Genomic DNA, 23,321 nt, shown 5'->3' with positions numbered 1-23,321 from the left:
CCTCCTGATGAGTAGTTAGGTTATTGTGGAATGTTAGTTATCAACTATTACCCAAGAAGCACATGACTTGAATAACTATGTTACAATTAAAATATATTGATTTATTATCAACACATACCATCTGGTCAATTGTATCTCCATATAATGTTCGAATACAGACTATATTAACATTAACGTGTGTGAGATGAAGGAGGAAGGCATGAGCCAAAATAATCAACTCTCATTACAATGGGAATTTATCATCTCGAAAGTGAAATCCTCCGTGACGGTGGTCGATGCAACATTGCCTGAGCTTCCGCTCATGTATGTAAACGAACACTTTACCCGGCTGACAGGATACACGTATGAAGAGTCTGTCGGACAGAATTGCCGATTTTTGCAAGGGAAGGATACAGACCCTGAAACGGTAATGCAGATTCGTGATGCAATAAAGGAACAACAGTCCATTAAGATTGATATCTTAAATTATACAAAAAGTGGTCAGAAGTTCTGGAACGAACTGAATATTGATCCGATCTTTAATGAATCCGGAGAGTGTTTATATTTTGTAGGCATTCAATACGATATTTCAGAAAGGAAGTATGCCGAACAGCAGTTGAAGTTCGCAAATTCCATGGCTGAGATGAACAGCAGAGGGCAATTGGAATTTATCGGCAAGCTGAATCACGAGCTTCGTACCCCGCTTAACGGCATTATGGGCATGATCGAACTTGCCAGTATGGGTGAAACTACGGATGAGCAGAAAGAATATCTGGAGCTTGCACGTCAATCAGGTGAGGCGCTGCTTAACATCATTAACAATAGCCTGGATATGGCGAAGCTGGGCCGAGGCAAAATGAATGTAGAAAACATTGAGTTTCAGCCGTTGAAGCTGATCCAACAGATTGTAAAGACACATGAGCCTGCGGCGCAGAATAAACAAATACGTCTGCTCTGTCATGCTGATCTGAATGTTCCTGATGTGCTTATCGGTGATCCGCTAAGACTTCGACAGGTACTGGATAACTTGTTGAGTAATGCAATCAAGTTCACAGAACAGGGTGAAGTGCAGTTACAGGTGGATGTGAGGAAACAATTGATGGATACCGTTATATTGGTATTCTCTGTGCGTGATACGGGAATTGGCATTCCTCCACATCAGATCGAACAATTGTTTGATGCATTTACCCAAACCGATATCTCCCATGCGCGCCGATTTGGCGGAAGCGGGCTTGGTCTGACCATCTGCAAAGAACTGCTGGAACTGATGAATGGTCAGATCACGGTGGAGAGTACGGAGGGGAAAGGTACACAGTTTGAGGTGATACTACCCTTGCTGCGCCAACAGGCCATTCCCAATGTAGGATAACCAAACAAGCAGGACAGCCGGGTGATCTCGGCTGTTTTTTTATTGTATTGAATTGTTTTGCGAACGGGCGTTCTGTTATAATGTAAGTGTTGAATGGGGGAATCACAGCATGAGTAGGAGACGCACAAGACGAAAAAGCAAAGGTAAGCAAGGTTTCAAAAAGCAGGTACTGACACTGGTAGCGATGCTGCTGGTAGCCCTCTACGCCTGGGCTGGAGGAGAATGGCCGGAGCAGATACCTAATCCATTCGGAGGAACTAATAAGAGTGTAGACCATACCATTACGTTCCCTTCAGAGCGTTATCCCGAAACAGCCAACCATATTAAAGCTGCTATCAAGGCAGGGCATTCGGATGTATGCACCATTGATCGTAGTGGAGCGGAAGGCAATCGGGATTTATCACTCAAGGGTGTTCCCGTCAAAAAAGGTAAGGATCGTGACGAGTGGCCCATGGCGATGTGCGCTGAGGGAGGAACAGGTGCAGATATCCAGTACATTAGCCCAAAGGATAATCGCGGTGCGGGTTCATGGGTAGGGAATCAGTTAAGTACATATCCGGATGGAACACGAGTGAAGTTTGTAGTGAAGTAACAAGAAGAGAAAAACCAGACGTGCATGCGTCTGGTTTTTTGGTGTGATGTGCTGGCATAAATAGATCTAGTTAACGTATCTATACGGGAACTGATTTTGTATGATTACAGATCCGACTAAACGAGTTGCATTCCGCTTAAATGATGAGAACGGATGCTTAACAGACGCGTAACCTGTTCAACCTCATCAAACGGTATCCACAGACTGCCGTGAACCGTACGTAAGGATAGAATGGATGTATCAGCGGTGCGCTCGGGAAAACCGGTTACCGTCTGACCGCTTGTATTACGAACCATGATCTGTTGTTTGCGCCGGATGGCAATTTCTACCTCTTTTTTCATAAGTCATTGCTCCTGATTATGAGATGTCAAATCCATATGTCAATGTTTTCAATGGTTAATTTGTCTTCTTTATCTAGTCTATCAGAACTAGGTATAGATTTCCAGAAGAGAAATCAACAATCTTCTAGGTGATTTGACTTAGCTGGCGTTTATCCGTTTTTGAATGGACATTACGGGGTTATATTAGGGTAAAAGGAGGGGAACGGAATGACACAATTGATTATTGGCTTGGCCCGTACCGAGAATGAGGCTATAATCATGCTGAATAAAGCTAAAGAGGAAGGCATTAAGGATAAATATTTGGGAGCGGTGGCGAAGGAGCAGCTTAATCTGGAGCTTGTGAGTGAAAAGACGGGGCTGCCCAAACCTTTGAAGGGTGCAGGAACGGATGGTGCCTTTGGCGCGCTAAAAGGTATATTGGCTGGTCTGGGGAAACGGATGGATCAGACGATGTCGATCGGAAAAGCAGTGCGCAGGCTCGCCGGCAATGAAATAGGGAGTGAGACCGATGATTTGGTGCTTACACTGACTGAAGCGGGGATCTCTGAAGAGGATGCGCGGTATTACGAAGATTGGCTGTTAAAGGACCATATCTTGGTTATCGTGGAATGCAGTGATGAAGAAGCGGCTCGTGTTCGACCTATTTTACTTTTTTAGTTTAATTTAAGGCTGATTTTAGGTTTCTTTAATGTTGGGGAGGTATTCTTATCTTACACCTCCCTTAATATAGATTGGTTTACCGGAAGTCCGGGACCGCAACTCGGACTTTCTAGGCACTGTGAGCTGACGCTTGCAGTGCCTGTTTCATTTTTTTATTATTTTATATAAAAGGTGTTGCAAAGTTAATTAGTTCATGGTAAGATATTTCTTGTCGCCAAGAAATTATATCCATGCCGGGGTGGCGGAATTGGCAGACGCACAGGACTTAAAATCCTGCGGTAGGTGACTACCGTACCGGTTCGATCCCGGTCCTCGGCATCTTAAAAAGAAAGATCGTATGACGCTTGTTAACCAAGCTGCATGCGATCTTTTTTTATGTTCTTATAATATGAATCTCACTTCATTGCAGACCACTTCACCCTGTAGTTCATAAACATAAACCCTGCATAATACATATCAGAAGGCACATTTATCTGACTTTTATGAAGAGACGGAACAATGGTGTATACTATCCATAGGCATATATTACCTTTACCTTGCTGAACGATATAAGTTCAACTACACATTTACACGATAACAGCGATCGGAAGGTTATTCTGTCATCGGAGTGCCCGTGTAAATAGCCATATTTGAACTTATGTAGAGTCACAAAACCAATAAAACAATCTTATGGACGGAGGACTCAAGTTTATGTTGAAACAGCTTAAGCCATACAAGGTGTTACAGGAGCGCAGAATCGAAGAACTGAAATCGGATGCGTATCTGTTGGAGCACCAGAAATCTGGCGCCAAAATTGTACTTTTGTCCAATCAGGACGACAACAAAGTATTCAGTATCGGTTTCCGCACACCTCCGGAAGATGATACAGGGGTAGCCCATATCCTCGAACACTCCGTGCTCTGTGGGTCCAAGAAATTTCCGGCCAAGGATTCTTTTGTTGAGTTGCTGAAAGGTTCATTGAATACATTCCTTAACGCCATGACGTATCCCGATAAGACGATCTACCCGATCGCGAGTCGTAATGACCACGATTTCCATAACCTGATGGATATATATCTGGACGCGGTATTGAATACGAACATTTATGAGAATGAAAAGATATTTTTGCAGGAAGGCTGGAATTATAATCTGGCCTCGGCAGATGATGAGTTAACTTACAACGGAGTTGTATATAACGAGATGAAGGGTGCCTTTTCTTCACCGGAACGAATGGTGCGCAGAGAAGTACTGAACTCCCTTTTCCCGGATACCACTTATTCCTCCGAGTCTGGCGGGTTTCCGGAAGCGATCCTGGATCTGACCTATCAGGGGCTGCTGGATTTCCATACGAGATACTATCATCCTTCCAACAGTTACATCTATCTCTACGGGGATATGGATATGGAAGAGAAGTTGCAATGGCTTGATGAGAACTATCTGAGTGCATATGATCGAATCGAGATTGATTCGGCTATCCAACTTCAACCTGCCTTTGCAGAACGGGTAGACACAGTTAAGACTTACTCTGCGGGAAGTACGGAATCGGAAGTGGATAACAGCTTCTTGACCTATAATGCGGTGATTGGCACAAGTCTGGACAAGGAACTGAACATTTCGTTTCAAATTTTGTTATACGCCTTGCTGAACGCTCCGGGAGCGGTATTGAAACAGGCTTTGCTGGATAAAGGAATTGCGAAGGACGTCTACGGTTCGTATGATGACAGCCTGTATCAGCCTGTGTTCACGGTGGGACTGAAGAAGAGCAATCTGTCGAGCAAAGAGGAGTTCCTGGGAACGGTCAAAGAAGTGCTTGAGCGTGTGGTGAAAGAAGGTTTCGACCCTAAGGCGCTGCTTGCAGGCATTAACTCGTATGAGTTCAATCACAGAGAAGCGGACTACGGCAGAATGCCGAAGGGCCTGATCTACGGATTCTCCTCCCTGCAAAGCTGGCTGTACGATGAGGAAGCACCTTTCACCCATCTGGAGGCTAATGACGTATTTGCTGAGTTGCGGATAAAAATGAACGAAGGTTACTTCGAGCAATTGATCGAGAAGTATTTATTACAAAACACACATACTTCCTTTGTAGCCCTGACACCGGACAAAGGGTTGAATGCACGCAAGGAAGAAGCACTGAAAGCACGTCTGAAAACCATTCAGGCGGGTCTTAGCGAGGAAGAAGTGCAGACGCTGATTCAGAAAACGGAAGCACTCGCCGAGTATCAGAATACACCTTCAACCAAAGAGCAGCAGCAGGTCATTCCAACGTTATCAATTGAAGATATTGAACCCAAGGCCTCTACGTTGCATCAAACGGTAAATCAGGTCGACGGCACAACCATTCTGCATCATAACCTCTATACGAACGGGATTGGTTATCTGAGACTGCTGTTCGATATTAAAGAAGTGCCACGTCATCTGCTGCCGTATGCAGGATTGCTGAAAAATGTACTGGGTTACGTGGATACTCAAAACTACTCGTTCAATGAATTGTCCAATGAAATCCACATTCATTCAGGTGGTATTCATAGCGGGATTGGATCGTATGCCAACGCGCACAAGCATAATGAATTCAAAGCTACCTATGAGTTCAACGCCAAAGTGTTGTATGACAAGCTTGGTTTTGCCTTTGACATGATCCAGGAAATGGTGTTCACATCCCGATTCGATAATTCGAAGCGATTGTATGAGATCATCTCTCAGATGAAAGGTAATCTGCAACGCAATCTGATCAACAGTGGACACTCTGCGGGAATTGGCCGGTCTTCGTCCAAACATTCTGCGGTTGCGGATTTCAGAGAAGCGGTAAGTGGTATCGCCTTTTACCAGTGGCTTGAGGATCTTCAGGCGAACTTTGAGGCCAGAAAAGAAGAGTTATCTTCCAACCTGCAAGAGTTGACGGGATATATCTTCAGACCGGAGAACTTGCTTGTTAGTTACACGGCCGATGAGCAGGGATATGAAGGACTGGAGCAACAGGTATCCGATCTGAAAGCGAAGCTGTTCACACATGAGGTTGCCAAGGAAGAGTTTACGTTCCTACCTGCTACTCATAAGGAAGGATTCCGTTCCCCGTCAGAAGTGCAATACGTGGTGCAAACGGGCAATTATATCGACAAAGGGTATCAATACACCGGTTCACTACGGGTTTTGCAGGGTATCCTGTCTCTGGATTACTTGTGGACCAATATCCGTGCCAAAGGTGGAGCTTATGGCTGTATGTCAGGATTCAGACGGAACGGAGACAGCTACGTTGCATCGTATCGTGATCCAAATCTCGATAAAACGTACAAAGTATATGAAGAAATACCGCAATATTTGACCGATTTTCGGGCAGACGAGCGGGAGATGACGCGTTATATCATTGGTGCGATTCAGGATCTCGATACGCCGAGAACGCCTTATGGCGAAGGGGCATTCTCCCTGGAGTGTTATCTGTCAAATGTGACTGAAGCGGATCTGCAACAGGAACGTGACGAAGTGTTAAGCACGAAGGAAAGCGACATTATCGGTTTTGCTGAGCTTTTATCTGCCATACTTGAACAGCAACAGCGCTGCGTGATCGGTAATGAGAACAAGATTGAGGAACAGAAGCAAATGTTTGACGAAACGCTGGATTTAATTAAAAACTAAGCGTTAGTCTCGCGTATTTCCTGATCCATTAGGCGTCAAAGCGAAAGGCACTTTTATGAGCTGGTTCAACAGCTTATAGAAGTGCCTTTTTTAATGAGGTGCAACTATCTTCATCCCAGATGAGAATGGGTGACACACTGCGTTGTTCAAGTGACAGCAAGCATGTTATATATTTTCAGGGTTCGCAGATCTTCCTTTGAGATTTTCAATTCATTATATAACTCCTGATTCTCAGGCAGCGGGGTTCTGGAGAATAGCATTTTGAGCGCGATCGGCATGAAAGGTCTGAAGGAGACACCAGCCATCAGCCCCCATTTTTTCTCCGATTCTTGAAAAGATGCCAGAATATTAATATATAGGTTCTCCAGCGGCGTGGCCTGATTTTTCAAAATTAGCGTGGTGAGCGTATCATAATGCTCGGTGTGGCCCCAATACATATTCTCGCATTCTTGATAGTTCTCAAAATCCTTCACATTCATATACATCACGGTGCGGTAACGGTTGGCATCCGATTGAGCCATCATGTCAATGACACAACGAATGAGACTGTTGTTACGCCCATCATAAAAGTAGGAATAGAAGCGGGTAGAGTTCTTGAAAAAGCTGGACGGGACCGCATTCATCAAGGGAGAAGCATGTCTTGGCTCTTGGTACAAGAGCTGTTCTACCTGGATGTTGAGCGCGTTCGCAATATGATGTAACGTCACCAGATCGAGTGTAATATCGCCGCTCTCATACTTGGACAGGGTGCCCTTGCTCTTGAAGATCTGATCCGCCAGCTGTTGAATTGTCAGTCCCCGCCACTTCCGAAAGTTTCGTATTTTCTTGCCAACTTCCTGATTGATATTGTTCATAACCGGTTCTCCTTATGCAATGTTTCTTGAGAGTACGTGATAATGATGAAAGTCATTCATAAAAATGATGTTATATGAGAAATATATCACTTTTTCACCGAAAAACCTATTCTGGAGAAACAATGAACTATATTTGTTTCGTCAGGATAGATTCTATTGCATTTGATGCGATTTCTACGTCATGGAATAATAGAAGTATACGACACGAACCGACAATGAAAAGTTGAGCAGACAGAGGAGCAGAAGCTATGAAATATAACTTTGATGAGATTATAGACCGCACAGGTACAAATGCCATGAATACGGATGGTTTCCGTCAATATATTTTTAACGCCACAGATGATATGACATTTCCCTTTAAGGACGAAGAATTCATTCGCATGTGGATTGCAGATATGGAGTTCGCCACACCTCCCGAGGTACTGGATGCAGTTAAGGAGCGTCTGGAGCGTAGAATTATGGGATACTCTCAAGTGTTCGATCCGGCATACTATGAAGCTGTCTCAAATTGGATGAAAAGGTACTATGATTGGTTCTTCCCCAAGGAGCATTTGGAGACCTCGAACGGGATCATTCCTGCTTTATATGAACTGGTGGAATATATCTGTCAATCGGATGAGAAAGTACTGATCATAACCCCGTCTTATGGTTTCTTCAAGTCAGCTGCGGAGCATAACAATCTTGAACTGGTGTGTTCGGATATGATTAATGAGCAGGGGCGTTACTCGATTGATTTTGAGGATTTTGAAGCCAAAGCCAAGGATGAGAAGGTAAGGGTATGTATTTTCTGCAATCCGCATAATCCGTCTGGACGTGTCTGGACAACGGAAGAGTTACGACGTGTGGGTGAGATCTGCCTGAGGTATAATGTATGGATTATTTCGGATGAAATTCACTGTGATCTGCTGCGAACTGGCATAAGACATACGCCACTTGCAAAGCTGTTCCCGGATACGGATCGAATCATTACATGCATGTCTCCGAGCAAAACATTCAACATGGCTGGTCTGATGTTCTCCAATGTCATCATTCCCAATAAGGCACTTCGAGACATCTGGCAGACACGCCATTATGGTTTCAAAAACCCACTGAGCATTGCTGCCACGCAAGCGGCTTACGAAACGGGTGATGAATGGCTGAAACAGTTAAAAGGTTACCTCGATGCCAATTTTGCATGCGTAGAAGAGTATGTGAAGCAGCATCTGCCACGGGCTGTCTTTCACATTCCCGATGCCACATATCTGGCCTGGATTGATATCTCGGCATATGCTCCCCAAAATGTAAGTTTACCTTTATTCTTTGCGGAGCAAGCGGGTGTGTTACTCGAAGATGGACATATGTTTGTAGCGAATGGTGAGGGTTGTATTCGGTTGAATCTGGCTTGTCCGCGTTCTATCCTTCAGGAAGGATTACGGAGAATCAGCAGTGTGCTTGTGAAAGAAGTCGAAGAGGTGCCCGTTTAAGTATAAAGTCATCAAGTCATCACGCAACAGCGTGGTGGCTTTTTTCGGATGAGTATACAGAGTGCAGCATGAACAAGGTTTATTTCGAGGTGAACATATACCCTGATGCGCAATTCTGGTCTGCTGTCCCCGGTTATGTTAAAATGGTGGATAGTCTATGAGTTGCATGACATGCGGCTCTCAGAAGGAAGAGCCCAGTAGATGGGCTGCACGTAACTGTATTCATCAGGGGAAAGGAGCCTATACATATGTTTGGAAACGATTGGGACAAGGTGCTTCAGGAAGAGACGGAAGCTGAGTATTTCAACAAGATTCGTTACACCCTAGCCGCCGAGTACAAAACACAGACGGTCTTTCCGCCGAAAGAAGACCTGTTCTCCGCACTGAAGCTGACACCATATCATCAGGTTAAGGCTGTTATTATTGGTCAGGACCCTTATCACGGAGCAGGTCAGGCTCATGGATTAAGCTTTTCGGTTAGACCGGGGGTACGCGTGCCTCCTTCTCTGAAAAACATATATAAGGAACTTCAGGCCGATCTTGGCCTGCCGATTCCGAATCATGGATCTCTGGTACATTGGGCGCAGCAGGGAGTCCTGCTGTTAAATGCTGTTCTTACGGTTCGTGAAGGTCAGCCGAATTCGCATCAGGCATTGGGCTGGCAGACGTTTACGGATGCTGTCATTCGCGCGCTGAATGAACGTTCAGAACCGATGGTATATATGCTGTGGGGCAGTCATGCCCAGAAGAAAGGTGCGTTTATTAACAGGGACAAGCACCTGGTACTGGAGTCTACACATCCCAGTCCGCTGGCCGCGCATCGCGGATTCCTCGGCAGTCGTCCCTTTTCCAAAGCCAATGACTTCCTGACCTCCAAAGGTATTGAACCGATCGATTGGAAGATACCTGAAAACTAGATAGATGGAGGTGAGAACATTGCGACATTGGATAGGACGAAAAGTAGCGGTATATCGTGCAACAGGCATACGGGAGCCATTGAAGGGAACGTTGGTCGAGTGGGATGAAGAAGCGGAATGTGTACGGATTGGACCGAAACGGATCAAGGTATCGTTTGACAATATCGCAATGATCAGACCTCTTCCCGAAGAGAGTCTTCCTTTAAAGAAAGCACGTTCTGAAGTGCATAAAGTTGGATACGTGATGAAAAAGGCAATTCAGTTCGAAAATGCGATCTATTTCAAGTCACAGGTTATGATTTGGCGCCGGGCCAAAATTGTAGCATTATCCACGACGATTCTGCGTCATGACGAGGATCAGGTTGAAATTGCAGATGGTCGGGTTCTTCGTAAAGACAAGCATATGTTTGTCGTACGTTCACGCCGCGGGATACGTTAGTACCACGAAGATTTAATATTCATTTCATGCAAAGATCATATGGATTTAATGTTTGGTCTGTATATTAGGTAGTAACAACCCCTTCTAAATTGATGTGTATTAAAACGTGAGCCCGGCCGGCTGCAAACGGTCGGGTATTTTTTTGTCCATGGGTTCTGTTACCCTGTTGTACATACCCATAACATTCATGATATATATTATTAAAATAGATCATAAGAAGGAGTGAAACCCAATGAAACGTATAGCTGTTTTTGCAGGCTCCAATCCGGGAAATCACCCCGATTATACAGAGAAGGCTGTTCAACTAGGCAAACAGATTGCTGATCGTGGTTATGCACTGGTCTATGGTGGTTCTTGTATGGGCTTAATGGGCGCAGTAGCCGATGCTGCTCTTGAGCAAGGGGGAGAGGTAATCGGGGTTATGCCTACCGGATTGTTCCGGGGCGAGATTGTTCACGGAGGGCTCACACAACTGATTGAAGTGGGAACCATGCATGAACGGAAGGCTACGATGGCTGAATTATCCGATGGATTCATTGCACTTCCCGGAGGCATGGGTACATTTGAAGAACTATTTGAGGTGCTATGCTGGGCACAGATTGGTATTCATCGTAAGCCTGTCGGCTTATTAAATGTCAACGGATATTATGGACCGCTGATGAAGATGGTAGAACATAGCGTACAGGAAGGATTCTCCAACACTTCGCATCTCAGTCTGTGGAGTCTGGAATCTGATCCGGCTGAACTGATCAAACAAATGTCATCCTATATTCCTGTAGAGTTGACTCAGAAGTGGTCACAACTTAACGGGAAATGAGGGAGAATTTTCGATCTGCCCAAGCAAGTTGCGCTATCGGACATAGTCTATAGTGTACTTCGATGAAGAGGGGAGTGTCACTGATGAGCGAACTCAAAGGTACAGGTTACGGATATTGCGGAGGCTTCGGTGGTGGAGCATGGACATCGACAGGTGCAATTCTGGTATTGTTCATTCTGTTGGTTATTATCTCTCGCACATTCATTCTGTAATTCGGTCAGTATCCCGGGATGGGGATCACGCTGCAGAGGCAGCGCCCGAATAAAAATGACCTTTCCAAAGAGACGCCGGTATAAGTCGGCGTTTCAGGGGAACGGTTTTTTGATGTTTCCAGTATACGTTAAGTGATTGAAAAAGCAAAAACCTGCCCCTGAATAAGGTCAGAAGCAGGAGAGAGCCTCCTGAGCCATTAGCTGCGTTACAAGCAGCTTACACCACAACAGCAGTTTGATCCGGATTACTTAACGATTTCCAGGCGATATATAGCCCGATGGCGGCTGCAATTAAGGAGAGTATTGCTGCAACAATAGCCAGCTGATCCAGTGTGTTGGGTGAACTGGAGTTAAGAGAACGCTGATTAGCCGTCTTGCCGGATTTGTTTTTGATATGGACAGATGATCTGGAAAGCCTGGAAGCCGACTGTAACTGGGATGTGTGAGGTCGCGTAGGTGTCGATTTTTTCTTTGAGGGATTCAATAGTCAACCTCCTTATAACGGAGTTCAGTGCTTCCATCGTTCATACTATGTTATGTCGATTTTCAGATTGAGTTCGCAAAAATGAGTGAATCCCCAGCCCGTTAGATGTTGAGCCCGGTTGCGAGTATTAGCGAAGCGGGCAACCCATTATACGCTCTGTTAATACAGGTCTAACAAACCGTGTTTATAGTAAGGATCATAGAGTGAAGCTTGAACACAGGAGGCGCTGAATGAGGAACATGGAGATTATCGCCCATCGCGGTGCATCTGCCGTATGCCCGGAGAATACGATGAGCGCTTTTGAACGGAGTCTGGAGCTTGGAGCGACAGGGATCGAAACCGATGTACAGATGACGAGTGATGGCAGACTGGTACTGATTCATGATGAGACGTTAAGCCGAACTGGCGGTGGAGAAGGATGGGTTAAGGATACGACTTACGATCAATTGCGCACACGGGATGCCGGGTCCTGGTTCCATGCTGATTTTACCGGGGAACGAATTCCTTCTCTGGAGGAGTTATTCAAGCTGGTACAGGGGAAAGGAACACTGCTTAATCTGGAATTGAAAAATGGTATTGTAAGTTATAGGGGGATGGAAGAGAAGGTTATACAGGCGATCCGGGACTGGAATCTGGAGCAACAGGTCGTGCTGTCCAGCTTCAATCATGCTTCGCTCGTGAGATGTAAACGTCTTGCCCCGGAGATCCGTACAGCACTTCTATATATGGAAAAGTTGTACCGTCCCTATGATTATGCGTCTAAACTCGAAGCTTCCGGTCTTCATCCATACAAGCTGGCAGTCACACAAGAAGAGGTTGCTGCCGCACTGGCACATGGTATTGTTACCTATCCATTTACGGTGAATGACCCTGCCGAGATGCAGGCCATGATTGACATGGGTGTGCAAGGGATCATTACCGATGTTCCGGATGTCCTCGCATCCTTGCTTACGGTACATGCCCGTTAAATGAGTCTGTATTTTACATGTTCTACATATGCAATGATAAGGCTGTGTTCGAGCTTTTGGGCTCCTGCACGGCCTTTTTGCGTGTGAAATTGTGTGCAAATCTTCATATATGCAATAAACATGTCCTATTTGTCCATTGCCAGAGCCCGTGGATTCACTTACAATGGTCTATGGGAATGAGAATCAATATCATTAAAGCTTGGTATTTATAGAGAGGTGATTGTTATGTACATAGGTTTGAGCAATTCCACTCATAACGAGGGTGGGGGCGTATGAGTTCACAAGCTTCACCAGAAAAACATAATCCGGATTCACCCACAGCGAAGATACATACTCGTCCGTGGGCAGCCACACTTATTCTTACAGGGGGAGTTTTGCTACTCGCTCTGGGTATGGCATTGTCCATTTCTTTTGGCGCTGCGGATATTAAGCTTAGTGTGGTCTGGAAGGCCATCTTTGATTTCAATCCGGAGTTGACTCCACATCAGATCATATGGGAGATTCGGTTACCACGTATCCTTGGAGGAGCAATGGTGGGTGCATGCTTCGCTGTAGCTGGTGCGATCATGCAGGGCATGACTCGTAACCCGTTGGCCGATTCAGGTCTGCTTGGGTTAAATGCGGGAGCTGGATTTGCGCTTGCGGTTTGTTTTGCCTTTTTCCCTGGCTTGCCATTTATGTATATCATCATGTACTCCTTCCTTGGAGCAGGGCTTGGGGTTCTGTTGGTATATGGTTTTGGTGCAGCTTCCAAATCGGGTCTTACACCATTGCGTCTTGTGCTTGCAGGTGCGGCTGTCTCAGCAATGTTGTCGGCACTCAGTGAAGGGATTGCATTGTATTTCAGAATTGGACAAGATCTGGCTTTCTGGACAGCCGGTGGTGTAGCCGGAACGAAGTGGTCTCAACTTGAGGTCATGTTCCCATGGGTACTCGCTGCGCTAATCGCAGGTCTTCTCATCTCCCGTTCCATTACGCTGCTTAGTCTCGGAGAAGATATTGCCGTGGGCTTGGGGCAACGTACGGGGCTGATCAAGCTCATAGGCCTGATTGTTGTACTGATTCTTGCGGGTACGGCTGTGTCCGTGGTAGGTGCGGTCGGTTTTGTCGGACTCATTATTCCCCATCTCACGCGAAAACTGGTTGGGGTCGATTATCGCTGGATTATCCCATGTTCCGCTGTGATGGGCAGTTTGTTGCTTGTATTTGCGGATCTGGCTGCACGTATGATTAACCCACCGTACGAGACGCCAATTGGCGCGTTGGTTGCCCTCATCGGGGTACCCTTCTTCCTATATCTGGCGCGTAAAGAAAGGAGGACGCTGTAACGATGGAATCCTCAACAATAGTTGGAGCAGAGCGCAAGAAGAGAACCAAAGGTACGATTGTCCTCATTGTACTTGCCCTATTCATTATTACGGCTTTTGTGGTGAGCATGAACACAGGTTTTACCAAGCTTTCGCCGCTTGAAGTGATGCGTACCCTGTTTGGTGGAGGCACGGCGAAACAGGAATTGATCCTGTTTGAATTCCGTCTGCCACGTATTGTGATTTCGGTGCTGGTCGGAGCAGGACTTGCGTTATCTGGTTGTATTTTGCAGGGGGTATCTCGGAATGCACTGGCAGATCCGGGAATCCTCGGAATTAATGCAGGTGCTGGTCTGGTCGTCATGTTATTTGTTTCTTTCTTCCCGACAACGACAGCAGCGCCGGTATTTCTTTTGCCAATTCTGGCCCTGATCGGTTCCGGTTTTGCTGCATTTCTGATCTATATTCTCTCTTACAAAAAAGGAGAGGGCATCCTGCCTACGCGTATGTTGCTTACGGGAATCGGGGTAGCGGCGGGAATCAGTTCTGCCATGATCGTACTTACATTACGGCTTAGTCCGGAAAAGTATCAATTTGTAGCTACCTGGATGGCAGGCAGCATCTGGGGTTCGAACTGGAAATTTGTAACGGCATTGTTACCGTTTCTTGTTATTCTTGTCCCACTTGTTCTATATAAGGCACGTGTATTAAACGTACTGAATCTGGGGGACCAGACTGCAAGTGGACTCGGAACTCCAGTTGAGCGTGAGCGACTGATTTTGCTTGCGGCTGCTGTAGGTCTTGCCGGCTCATGTGTATCTGTGAGTGGGGGGATCGGTTTTGTAGGTCTGATCGGACCGCATTTGGCGCGTCGTCTGGTGGGTCCAAAACATCAATTCCTGTTACCCGCATCTGCACTGATCGGTTCATTGCTCGTACTGGTTGCAGATACGCTGGGTCGGGTCATCCTACAGCCTTCGGAGATTCCTGCGGGGATCCTGGTTGCCATTATTGGTGCGCCGTATTTCCTGTATCTCTTAAGCAAGACGAAATAGAACGTAATCATTATGGTGTGATTGCATAAGGAGGACTTCAGTCCATGCTTCGCCGTTTCTTTGCCTATTACAGGCCTTACAAAAAGCTCTTTATTCTTGACTTCAGTTGTGCGATTCTGGTCGCGCTGCTGGAACTCGCTTTTCCACTGGCAGTCAACCGGGTAGTCGATGATCTGCTGCCAGGCGGACGCTGGGACTGGATTCTATGGGCGTGTCTGGCATTGCTGGGTATCTACTTCCTGAATTCATTCCTGAACTTCGTGGTTACCTATTGGGGACACAAGCTGGGCATTAACATCGAGACGGATATGCGTAAAAGTCTGTTTAATCATGTGCAGAAGTTATCGTTCCGTTTCTTCGATAATACCAAAACAGGACACCTCGTGTCCCGCATGACTAACGATCTGATGGATATTGGTGAGATTGCCCATCATGGTCCAGAGGATGTATTTATTGCGGTCATGACGCTGATCGGTGCATTCAGCATCATGATGAGCATTAACGGAAATCTGGCGGTGTTAACCTTTATCATCGTGCCACTGATTATTTATCTGTCGCTCTACTTTGGTAGTAAAATGTCCAAGGCATTTAGCCGAATGTTCGGTGATATTGCGGATTTCAATGCTCGTGTAGAGAACAATATCACAGGAATCCGTGTTGTTCAGGCTTTTGCCAATGAAGAGCATGAAAAAGCACAATTCGCTGTGAACAACGGTCGTTTCCGTCAGACGAAACTGATTGCATACAAAATCATGGCCTGGAACTCTTCTGTCAGTTATATGCTGATGAAGCTGGTATCCCTCTTTGTTCTGGTATGCGGAACATGGTTTGTCATTAACGGCAGCATGACTTACGGTCAATTCATTGCATTTATTATGTTGTCCAATGTGTTCCTGACACCGATCCAGAAGATCAACTCGGTTATTGAGACGTATCCCAAAGGAATTGCAGGCTTCAAGCGTTATACGGAGCTGCTTGATATGGAACCGGATGTAGAAGATCGTCCAGGAGCCGTGTCGGTATCGCATTTGCGTGGAGATATTCGTTATGAGCAAGTGACCTTTGGTTATTCGGATCAGGAGCCTGTACTCAAAGGTATTGATCTGAACGTGCATGCAGGGGAAACCGTGGCCCTCGTGGGTCCGTCGGGTGCAGGTAAAACAACGCTGTGCAGTCTGTTACCACGATTCTATGATGTGCTGGAAGGTCGCATCACGATCGATGGACAGGAGATACAGGATATGACGCTCGATTCCTTGCGTAGTCATATCGGAATTGTACAACAGGATGTATTTCTCTTCGATGGAACCATTCGGGAGAATATTGCCTACGGCAAGTTGGATGCATCCGAAGAAGAAATCTGGATGGCTGCCAGACGTGCACAGATGGAATCTTTGATTCAATCGATGCCGGAAGGGCTCGATACGTTAATTGGTGAACGCGGCGTGAAGCTGTCCGGTGGACAGAAACAGCGTTTGTCCATTGCCCGCATGTTCCTGAAAAACCCGCCGATTCTAATTCTGGACGAAGCTACATCCGCGCTGGATACAGAAACGGAAGCAGCCATTCAGCAATCCCTTGCTGAGTTGTCCGAGGGCCGGACCACACTGGTCATCGCCCACCGATTGGCTACGATCAAAAATGCAGACCGCATTATTGTCGTTGCTGAACAAGGGATTACGGAGCAAGGACGTCATGAAGAATTACTCGCAGCAGGTGGGGTGTACAGCCGCCTTCACTATGCGCAGTTTGGTGCGTAACTTGTTCGATGTGGATGTAACAATGTAAATACGAGAAGTAGCGCCGTCGTTCTTGACTTGGAAGGAGTCAGGACGGTGGCGTTTTTTTCTATTTCATGATTAGATGTGGGTCAGGGGTACTGTGCTCTGATCTGCCTGTGATCATGGATATGGAAACGGGTAATATAGTAAAGAGAACGCTTAACGTGTAGGATATGTTCATCATCTTGCAAGATGTAGGAGGTACACGATATGCAGTTGAACGATATGCTAAAGATTCTTATAACCTGTCTATTATTTATTCTGATTTGGTGGCTACTGACTCAGGGGATTCGCAAACTTTCCAGTACTCGTGTGGGGTCCGGTTTCCGACGCTGGGGTGGGTGGTCCATTGGACTGTTCATTGTGGGCGCTGTGCCACTCGGTTTTTCGCTGTATACGGAGATCTTTGATGAGCGCCTGGATGCCAACATCGGGTTGGGGCTCGCCATGTTTTTTGTATGGGCTTATTGTGTGATCTTATTGTGTGCGGCATTGGTGGTTTGGGGCAGGTATGTGTACAAAAGGGATATGAAGAAGTGAATGCAACAATAATCTGACCGGGTACGATAAATTTAGAAAGAGGTGTTATTAAAGGGGGATTTACATATGTCTAATCTTCGTCGAGTCCTCATATTGCTCTCAATCCTAATCGTATGCCTTACGGGATGTTCAGGATCAAACGAATGCAACTCTGTGCAGACTCAAGCGAATGCACCGAGTGAAGATGGATTCACTGGTTATGTGGTTGATCGTAAAGACGATTCCATTCTTGTGGTTGATCCTGCCTACCGAGATAACAGTTCAAATGGAGGAGCCGATCGATATTATCCGGTAAAATGGTTCTCCAATGCACCTGATCCGCAGATCGGCTCCTATGTTGAAGTCTGGACGGATGGAGGCCCGGAAAATCAACCCTATCCTGGGCAGGCCAGAGCAGAAAGGATAGCGGTATCTTGTCCAGTGGCACCGGATGGTGCCCATCTAAGTGAGGCAGACGCAATTCGGGGTGGACTATACTCACCAGATGGAGAAAAATTACGTGTTCCTGTGATTGAAGATGTACAATTTGATCATGATGCAGGAACGTGGACGATTCGCATGAGAGATGCGATGTCAACGACGGAGAATCAAGATGAGATTGATATCAAAGTAGACGATGTAGCGCCAGTCGAGTAACACAGGTGGGTTATGATTTTGCACATTGAGATTGAGGAAGGAAGTTTAAATGGATATTAGGGAGTGCCTTCCCCGCGATAAGTTTGATTATGAAGCGGTGCGTAAGTTAAGTGAGTTCAGTGATGTCGAATTAAAAGTTATCATCCCAGAGTTGATGGAGTGGTTACAAGACGGGAATTGGCCGATCTCTAAGCCGGTAGAGGATCTGCTATTGAGACTGGGCGAAGACTTAATTCCTCATATTAAAGATGTATTGCGAACCCAAGATCCACAGTGGGAATATTTCATTTTGGTCGGATTAATTGATCGATTACCTATATCTCATCTAAGTATGCTACAGACGGATTTGGTAAGGATACTGGAATCTCCTACACCGAGTGAGGTACTTGAGGAGTTGGATGAGGTTATCGTGAAGCTTTTGGAAAAGATGAAGGAGACCAACGAGAGGTAAGTGGAGATATTAGGCTACAATCTATATGATAAACAAGGAAAACGCCATTATGATTCTATAAAAAAAAGGGAAAGGACTCCTCTGCCCATGGAACTATCAAGGTCACAGCAATTAGCTCAAGAGCATGTAACCAAATATGCAAGAAGCCGAAAAAATGAGGCGGAGCAAACCATTAGGGAAATCCTTCGTGTGTCCAACATCGAGCTGAAGACATTTGAACATGCTATCATCAAACTTAAATCTCATGCAAGTATTGCACTACACTTTCACCCAGATCGATTAGATCCGACCATGAAAAGCGTTGCTGTAGCACTACTTGAGCAGGGAGTTTATAAAAGTCAGTTTGAGACTTTCTTATCGAATGGAAGTGTATCCGCATTTTCAGGTGGTGAACGTGACGTTTGGGAGAATAAAATGTTTGGCGGAGCGTACCAAATAAATGGCTCAACCAATAGCGAACGACCCAAGTATGGGGCACTCAATGTCATGTTACATCCCGACGGACCTGCTCCGCGTTTTGGATCATGTTATTTTATTTTATCCGCTGAGGTCTCTCATCGTTGCACGTATACATATTTGGATTCTCACCAAGAACCTGAGGAAAAGGGAACGTATGAGGAATTCGACCTCATTTTGGCTGCTCTCTTGAGGGATGTATTTTATAGTAATTTTGCCATTGGTGAAAGAAATCTAACCGTTCAAAAGTTGATCGACCATATGCTCGTTAATCTTGAGAAACCGTTCCAAAATCCACCCAACCAAGAGCCAAACCGAAATCTGGACCAGTATATCGAAGCTCAGGTTCATGGTGATATTTCCCTTGAAAAAGATGTAAAGATTCTTGTTGCCGACCCATCATTTAAAGGCACACATACAGGAAGAATCTTAGAGCAGATATGTTTAAAGTATTCCATTGATCTCCACTGGCACATGGGCTTTACACTATTAGTTGATGACGTTCCAATGGATTTTCGAGGTCCTTCGATGCCTTCACTGGCCAAAAAAATTGCAAAAAGTGATTTGATTGATGCAAATATGATTGGGTATGCAGCTACGGACTTGAAACGAAACCCAAGTCATTGGAGCGATAGAGGAACCTACAAAGAAGTTCTACAAGAATTAAAATTACTTTGGCATGTCTTAGTGAGATATGGAAAACCAATGGACAAGTAAAACGGTTTTCGAGATAAAAATATTGAATATGTAGTGATAAAAATGCTAAAACACCAAATTTTTCTTTCTACTTGTTAGCGTATCTCCTGAATTTTAAATGGTTACTCAATAAAAGTACTCTAACAACCTTGAGCGCCTAGCCGTTCAAGGTTGTTTTTTGTCATTGAAATGGATTACTGACTATAGATTTATCTATGAAACTGCTGGCACAAAAACGAACGTATGTTTTACAAGTGAATTGACTTATTGTGCCAACAACAACTATACTATTATTGTTGGCACAAAAAGTGAGGTGAAGCAATGTCTGCCAAGAAGATGGGACGTCCGCTGTCTGACAATCCCAAAAGCGAAACGATCAAAATCCGTGTTGATCAGGAAATTATGAACAAACTCGATATTTCGGCTGAGAAGCTGAATACGAATCGATCAGACATCGTTCGCAAAGGGATTGAGAAGATTTACGACGAACTCCAAAAATGAAAAAAAGGAAGCAGCGTAAGTCCCACGAAGAACACCGCTGCTTCCTATCCCGCAATCACTACGAATGAGCGACTGCATAAATATCCTACCATGTGCAGAACGTTCATTCAAGTGAGCTGCGAATTGATATACAGGAGGATGCACATGAATTCGATAGTAGAAGCATTATATAATGGACGACTTCGACCGGATGAGATGATGATGCCGACACATCCTGAATACCAAGCGTTAGGGCGGCAGATTGCAGCTCTGACAGAGCAATGGAAGAATCGTTTGAGCGAGGACGAATTTCTTGAGCTTGAACAGTTATTTGACTTGTGTGGCAGATGTGAGGGCATGCATACGGAAGCAGCGTTTGCACAAGGTTTTCGTTTGGGTGCCAACATGTTAATTGAAGTCATGAGTCAGCGTGAGGAATCGGTGTTGGAGTTTAACTAAGTTCAACAGTGTGAGCATAGATCAGGTTTACTTTTACAGCTAAATTCTCAGGAAATGACGTGCATACAACATACTTATTTCTTACCATAAAATGGTATCATAAATTTAGTATAACAAAGCCCTCCAACTCTCTCTGCATTCAGCAGCAGGGTTGGAGGGCTTTACTTAAACATAGAGTTAACAATATATATAGGGAAAGAACCTGTTAAACAAATTGTTCCTTAATCCGCAATATTCCCAGCCATCTTCAGACGACGTGCAATTTCTTTAAAATCTTCTTGCGATATACCCGGTGCGAATTCTTCCTCGACCGCAGGAGCTTCCGGAATCGGGAATCCTTCAGGTATCCCTTGGATGACTTCAAGAGGTTGTCCATCTTCGGGGTGAGTCCCTTTCCAGATCTGGCCGATCGCATTGAAGTCTTTATCACTATAGGTGTACAGCTTGGTGTGAACCCCTTTTTCTTCATATTTACGAGCCTCGTTGAAGGCTTTGTTGTTCAGTGAAGGGATAGGAACCAGCTTGGTCACATTTACGCCAGTTGCAATCTCAAGTGCTTTCGCATATGCGACAACATGCACGCCGCCACGTACCAGCAAGAAACCAACCACTTCACGGGCTGCCGGGTGATCCGTCATCTCATATACTTTCATCTTATGGGTACGCGCGCCGCATTCGAGGAAGAAGTTATGCAGCAGATCCTCGACCAGGTTGCCGCTGTTGAAGACGTTTGCTCCCGTCCATGGATTACCCATGGAGTCGAAAGGCATTGCGCCTTGTGCACCTGCCAGATAGTGATAAGACAGACGAGCATCTTTCACGGAACCTAGCGGCGTATCGTCGGGTTCTTTGTACTCGGTTGAGCCTCTGAGGCACTTGTTAATCCCATGAGACACAAGCTCAACATGTCCCAATTCTTCGGCCGTGATACTCATGACCAGGTCGTAGAAGGGTTTCAGTTTTTCTTTGGATCGAAAATTAAAAGATTGATAGAGGTAGTTGTTCAACGTTGACATTTCTCCGAATTTGCCGCCGAGCAACTCTTGTATGGCTGCTGCAGCATTCGGATCGGGCTTCTCGACATTGGGAATCTCAATCAGGATTTCATCCAAGCGTTTGAACATTCGGGTGTAACCTCCTCAAAGTGGTATTGCAGATCCTGTAGAAATGTTAGATCATGAAGTCAGGCTGTCATGGCCTATTACACGTCTATTGGGTTTTTTAAACAAAAAAACAACCAAATGGGACTTTAGCATCGCATAACGTAAGCCTCATCTCTTCTCTCTTTTGTTATTTCCAATATGATGATTTTTATGTATAATCAAACATTCGAACGAGAAGAGAGTCATGAATCCATAAAGGAGTAAGAGATGAACAAACGTGGGGTACAAATTGTTTGGATTGTGATGTTTCTAATGATTCTGATGTACATAAGCAGCGAGCCTGCCACAGCATATGTCGTTATGAACGAGGTTCAGGTGGATGAAGATACGAAGCAGTTACTTGAGAAGAAATACGGGTTGGAACGCCCTGAGGAGCCACAGACACAACAACCCTTTTTCTCGGGAGACTGGGGGATGAGTTTCCAGACAGAGTCTCCTGATTCGTTTGACCGGCTTGTTCATGTGGTTCCTTTTTCCCTACGGCCACTGGCTTGGATCTTTCGTTTATTCGTGTAAAATGAAACCCGGACGGGCAATATAACAGAAACATATTGTCCCAAGGAGTGAGTGAAATGAGAATGCTCATAGTTACCGTCATGTCGGTAGTCCTGAGTTTGGCCGGAATGACATCAGGCACAGGCGCCGCCATTCCTGATTATGCGAAGTGGGGAATTATAGCGGTCAAAGAAACACAGACCAAGTATAATGTGGATATTTTGGACTATAAGCACATCGGTCGCACCTCTCTAACAGCAGATCAATCACGGGAACAGTTCAAGTTATGGGTTCGTGCCAAAGACGGCAAGCAGTTCGCAGTCTATGTGAATGTTGATTTTAATCCATCTACACAGCAATTAATGAAAGTACAATTTTCGGAATCGGATCGACACTGATCCGTTACTGAAACGGGTATTACAAGTCATGTTGTCATATCAGCAGCATTATTAGAGGAACCAGACTCCCTTGATCATTAAGGTGAAAGTCTGGTTTTTTTATTTTATAAAATCCTTTTTTTACTATTGAATAAAGAACTTATGTTCGCATATAATATGAAATACAAACAAATGTTCTTATTGGAGGGATGACTATGCTAGGGAAATATATTGGCCAGATGGTGGAGCTTGTCTACATGGATCGTGCAGGGCAGATTACGCAGCGACAGATTCGAATTAACAGTGTACGTGGCGGGATGATTAGAGCATCAGCGGGAAAAGAAGGCTCCCCCCGAACATTTCTGGAGCAAGGTATTCTGGCATGGCGTCCTGTTAAGGACCTGAATGAGGAGGTAAAGTATGCTGAACGACTTTGAACGCAAGATTCTGCGTATTATGGTGAACTATGCAGGACAACGGCGCAGAATGCCACGAATGGATGAACTGGAGAACAAGACGGGACGAAGCAGATCTTACATTCATGAGTCATTGCTGGAGCTTGAACGCACCGGGCACATCGCGTGGGAGAATCGGTCAACGCTCGAAGGTATACAGATTTTGCAGGCATGGGAACAGGTACAGCAGCCGATGCGCAAAAGCCAGCCTTCCGGGGACTCCGTAAAATATTTTACAGACTATTAGTCCCAATAAGAAAACG

At 45.3% G+C, this 23,321-nt stretch carries 27 protein-coding genes and 1 tRNA gene; 24 read left to right on the top strand and 4 right to left on the bottom strand.

Going from position 1 to position 23,321, the window contains the following annotated elements; all coding sequences use genetic code 11:
• Positions 1 to 199: 199 nt before the first annotated feature.
• Positions 200 to 1,348 (top strand): ATP-binding protein, encoded by a 1,149-nt coding sequence (locus tag ABTV53_RS19230; protein WP_433745367.1) that lies wholly within the window; start codon positions 200 to 202, stop codon positions 1,346 to 1,348.
• Between the two features lie 109 nt (positions 1,349 to 1,457).
• A complete protein-coding gene (locus ABTV53_RS19225; protein WP_433745365.1) occupies positions 1,458 to 1,940 on the top strand; it encodes a NucA/NucB deoxyribonuclease domain-containing protein in 483 nt (160 codons plus the stop codon).
• Positions 1,941 to 2,056: 116 nt separating this feature from the next.
• On the opposite strand, the gene ABTV53_RS19220 is transcribed toward ABTV53_RS19225, so the two are convergent.
• Positions 2,057 to 2,281 carry a hypothetical protein gene (locus ABTV53_RS19220; protein WP_433745363.1) on the bottom strand — a complete coding sequence of 75 codons (225 nt, stop codon included), beginning with the start codon at positions 2,279 to 2,281 and terminating at the stop codon, positions 2,057 to 2,059.
• Positions 2,282 to 2,488: 207 nt separating this feature from the next.
• On the opposite strand from ABTV53_RS19220, the gene ABTV53_RS19215 reads away from it, so the two are divergent.
• The 3 genes from ABTV53_RS19215 to ABTV53_RS19205 all read left to right on the top strand — a co-directional run bounded on the left by ABTV53_RS19215 (position 2,489) and on the right by ABTV53_RS19205 (position 6,553).
• Positions 2,489 to 2,938, top strand: coding sequence for a hypothetical protein (locus tag ABTV53_RS19215; RefSeq protein ID WP_433745361.1), 450 nt, complete (start codon positions 2,489 to 2,491; stop codon positions 2,936 to 2,938).
• 235 nt (positions 2,939 to 3,173) lie between these two features.
• A tRNA-Leu gene (locus ABTV53_RS19210) sits at positions 3,174 to 3,259 on the top strand.
• 372 nt (positions 3,260 to 3,631) lie between these two features.
• Positions 3,632 to 6,553 carry an insulinase family protein gene (locus tag ABTV53_RS19205; RefSeq protein ID WP_433745358.1) on the top strand — a complete coding sequence of 974 codons (2,922 nt, stop codon included), beginning with the start codon at positions 3,632 to 3,634 and terminating at the stop codon, positions 6,551 to 6,553.
• Positions 6,554 to 6,699: 146 nt separating this feature from the next.
• Here ABTV53_RS19205 and ABTV53_RS19200 read toward each other — a convergent pair whose 3' ends face one another.
• On the bottom strand, positions 6,700 to 7,407 hold the full coding sequence (locus tag ABTV53_RS19200; protein WP_017687366.1) for a helix-turn-helix domain-containing protein: 708 nt from the start codon (positions 7,405 to 7,407) through the stop codon (positions 6,700 to 6,702).
• 248 nt (positions 7,408 to 7,655) lie between these two features.
• Between ABTV53_RS19200 and ABTV53_RS19195 the strand changes: the two genes are divergently transcribed.
• The 5 genes from ABTV53_RS19195 to ABTV53_RS19175 all read left to right on the top strand — a co-directional run bounded on the left by ABTV53_RS19195 (position 7,656) and on the right by ABTV53_RS19175 (position 11,255).
• A complete protein-coding gene (locus ABTV53_RS19195) occupies positions 7,656 to 8,870 on the top strand; it encodes a MalY/PatB family protein (protein ID WP_433745356.1) in 1,215 nt (404 codons plus the stop codon).
• 248 nt (positions 8,871 to 9,118) lie between these two features.
• Complete coding sequence (gene ung / locus ABTV53_RS19190) at positions 9,119 to 9,787, top strand: uracil-DNA glycosylase (RefSeq protein ID WP_433745353.1); 669 nt, start codon at positions 9,119 to 9,121, stop codon at positions 9,785 to 9,787.
• A gap of 19 nt (positions 9,788 to 9,806) precedes the next feature.
• Entirely contained in the window at positions 9,807 to 10,226 is a 420-nt protein-coding gene (locus ABTV53_RS19185) for a hypothetical protein (RefSeq protein WP_433745351.1), read from the top strand.
• Between the two features lie 232 nt (positions 10,227 to 10,458).
• Positions 10,459 to 11,043, top strand: coding sequence for a TIGR00730 family Rossman fold protein (locus tag ABTV53_RS19180; RefSeq protein ID WP_433745349.1), 585 nt, complete (start codon positions 10,459 to 10,461; stop codon positions 11,041 to 11,043).
• 83 nt (positions 11,044 to 11,126) lie between these two features.
• Positions 11,127 to 11,255 carry a hypothetical protein gene (locus ABTV53_RS19175; protein ID WP_255319930.1) on the top strand — a complete coding sequence of 43 codons (129 nt, stop codon included), beginning with the start codon at positions 11,127 to 11,129 and terminating at the stop codon, positions 11,253 to 11,255.
• Between the two features lie 217 nt (positions 11,256 to 11,472).
• On the opposite strand, the gene ABTV53_RS19170 is transcribed toward ABTV53_RS19175, so the two are convergent.
• Positions 11,473 to 11,739 carry a hypothetical protein gene (locus ABTV53_RS19170; protein ID WP_433745346.1) on the bottom strand — a complete coding sequence of 89 codons (267 nt, stop codon included), beginning with the start codon at positions 11,737 to 11,739 and terminating at the stop codon, positions 11,473 to 11,475.
• A 230-nt stretch (positions 11,740 to 11,969) separates the two neighbouring features.
• On the opposite strand from ABTV53_RS19170, the gene ABTV53_RS19165 reads away from it, so the two are divergent.
• The 10 genes from ABTV53_RS19165 (at position 11,970) to ABTV53_RS19120 (ending at position 20,568) form a co-directional block, all read left to right on the top strand.
• Positions 11,970 to 12,707, top strand: a complete 738-nt coding sequence (locus tag ABTV53_RS19165; RefSeq protein ID WP_433745343.1) for a glycerophosphodiester phosphodiesterase — start codon at positions 11,970 to 11,972, stop codon at positions 12,705 to 12,707.
• Positions 12,708 to 12,979: 272 nt separating this feature from the next.
• Positions 12,980 to 14,035, top strand: a complete 1,056-nt coding sequence (locus tag ABTV53_RS19160) for a FecCD family ABC transporter permease (protein ID WP_036614761.1) — start codon at positions 12,980 to 12,982, stop codon at positions 14,033 to 14,035.
• Positions 14,036 to 14,037: 2 nt separating this feature from the next.
• A complete protein-coding gene (locus ABTV53_RS19155; RefSeq protein WP_433745341.1) occupies positions 14,038 to 15,069 on the top strand; it encodes a FecCD family ABC transporter permease in 1,032 nt (343 codons plus the stop codon).
• Positions 15,070 to 15,113: 44 nt separating this feature from the next.
• On the top strand, positions 15,114 to 16,829 hold the full coding sequence (locus ABTV53_RS19150; RefSeq protein ID WP_433745338.1) for an ABC transporter ATP-binding protein: 1,716 nt from the start codon (positions 15,114 to 15,116) through the stop codon (positions 16,827 to 16,829).
• Positions 16,830 to 17,060: 231 nt separating this feature from the next.
• A complete protein-coding gene (locus ABTV53_RS19145) occupies positions 17,061 to 17,390 on the top strand; it encodes a hypothetical protein (protein WP_433745335.1) in 330 nt (109 codons plus the stop codon).
• Positions 17,391 to 17,456: 66 nt separating this feature from the next.
• Entirely contained in the window at positions 17,457 to 18,026 is a 570-nt protein-coding gene (locus ABTV53_RS19140; protein WP_433745332.1) for a DUF3221 domain-containing protein, read from the top strand.
• Between the two features lie 49 nt (positions 18,027 to 18,075).
• A complete protein-coding gene (locus ABTV53_RS19135; protein WP_433745330.1) occupies positions 18,076 to 18,477 on the top strand; it encodes a DUF5071 domain-containing protein in 402 nt (133 codons plus the stop codon).
• Between the two features lie 87 nt (positions 18,478 to 18,564).
• Complete coding sequence (locus ABTV53_RS19130; protein ID WP_433754283.1) at positions 18,565 to 19,650, top strand: DUF3626 domain-containing protein; 1,086 nt, start codon at positions 18,565 to 18,567, stop codon at positions 19,648 to 19,650.
• A 300-nt stretch (positions 19,651 to 19,950) separates the two neighbouring features.
• Positions 19,951 to 20,130, top strand: a complete 180-nt coding sequence (locus tag ABTV53_RS19125) for a ribbon-helix-helix protein, CopG family (RefSeq protein WP_076328061.1) — start codon at positions 19,951 to 19,953, stop codon at positions 20,128 to 20,130.
• A gap of 144 nt (positions 20,131 to 20,274) precedes the next feature.
• Positions 20,275 to 20,568: a DUF6809 family protein gene (locus ABTV53_RS19120; RefSeq protein ID WP_433745327.1), complete on the top strand. Its 294-nt coding sequence runs from the start codon at positions 20,275 to 20,277 to the stop codon at positions 20,566 to 20,568.
• A gap of 221 nt (positions 20,569 to 20,789) precedes the next feature.
• Here the strand turns inward: ABTV53_RS19120 and ABTV53_RS19115 are convergent, their stop codons facing one another.
• On the bottom strand, positions 20,790 to 21,692 hold the full coding sequence (locus tag ABTV53_RS19115; protein WP_091014199.1) for a manganese catalase family protein: 903 nt from the start codon (positions 21,690 to 21,692) through the stop codon (positions 20,790 to 20,792).
• A gap of 246 nt (positions 21,693 to 21,938) precedes the next feature.
• On the opposite strand from ABTV53_RS19115, the gene ABTV53_RS19110 reads away from it, so the two are divergent.
• From ABTV53_RS19110 to ABTV53_RS19095, 4 genes are all read left to right on the top strand, one after another.
• Positions 21,939 to 22,247 carry a hypothetical protein gene (locus tag ABTV53_RS19110; RefSeq protein ID WP_433745324.1) on the top strand — a complete coding sequence of 103 codons (309 nt, stop codon included), beginning with the start codon at positions 21,939 to 21,941 and terminating at the stop codon, positions 22,245 to 22,247.
• A gap of 56 nt (positions 22,248 to 22,303) precedes the next feature.
• Entirely contained in the window at positions 22,304 to 22,624 is a 321-nt protein-coding gene (locus tag ABTV53_RS19105) for a DUF3889 domain-containing protein (protein ID WP_433745322.1), read from the top strand.
• Positions 22,625 to 22,818: 194 nt separating this feature from the next.
• Positions 22,819 to 23,040 carry a hypothetical protein gene (locus ABTV53_RS19100; RefSeq protein WP_421885944.1) on the top strand — a complete coding sequence of 74 codons (222 nt, stop codon included), beginning with the start codon at positions 22,819 to 22,821 and terminating at the stop codon, positions 23,038 to 23,040.
• Positions 23,024 to 23,305, top strand: a complete 282-nt coding sequence (locus tag ABTV53_RS19095; protein WP_433745319.1) for a hypothetical protein — start codon at positions 23,024 to 23,026, stop codon at positions 23,303 to 23,305. The genes ABTV53_RS19100 and ABTV53_RS19095 overlap by 17 nt, the downstream gene beginning before the upstream one ends.
• The last annotated feature ends 16 nt before the right edge of the window (positions 23,306 to 23,321 follow it).

This window comes from Paenibacillus amylolyticus (genome assembly GCF_050990605.1).
In the GTDB taxonomy this organism is placed as follows: domain Bacteria; phylum Bacillota; class Bacilli; order Paenibacillales; family Paenibacillaceae; genus Paenibacillus; species Paenibacillus amylolyticus_H.
The sequence above is the reverse complement of the archived record's forward strand: the minus strand, read 5'-3'. Positions and strand labels throughout refer to the sequence as shown.